This is a genomic window from Microtetraspora sp. NBRC 13810, assembly GCF_030268685.1.
Classification (GTDB): domain Bacteria; phylum Actinomycetota; class Actinomycetes; order Streptosporangiales; family Streptosporangiaceae; genus BSRQ01.
Window position 1 is genome coordinate 1 of sequence record NZ_BSRQ01000084.1, and the last position, 336, is coordinate 336.

A 336-nucleotide genomic window follows, 5' to 3' on the forward strand; every position below is an offset into this window, starting at 1 on the left:
CGACGTATTCGACCTTGGCGGGCGGGAGCAGTTGCCTGAGTTCGGTGAGGGTGCCGTTGACGATGATCCGGCCCTCGTGCAGGATCGCGATCCGGTCGGCGAGTTGTTCGGCCTCGTCCAGATACTGCGTGGTGAGCAGCACCGTCGTCCCCTGCCCGGCGAGTTCCCTGACGGCCTGCCACACCTCGATGCGCGCCTGGGGGTCGAGCCCGGTCGTCGGCTCGTCGAGGAAGATGACCGGCGGATCACCGATCAGGCTCATCGCGATGTCCAGGCGGCGGCGCATGCCACCCGAATACGTCGCCACTCTTCGCGCGCCCGCGTCGGTCAGCGAGA

General features: G+C 67.9%; 1 protein-coding gene. It reads right to left on the reverse strand.

Translation table 11 applies throughout. The features are described 5' to 3' along the window. Nucleotides 1-336 (reverse strand): AAA family ATPase (locus QSK26_RS41550; protein ID WP_285780872.1); only part of this gene is annotated, 336 nt, incomplete at both ends.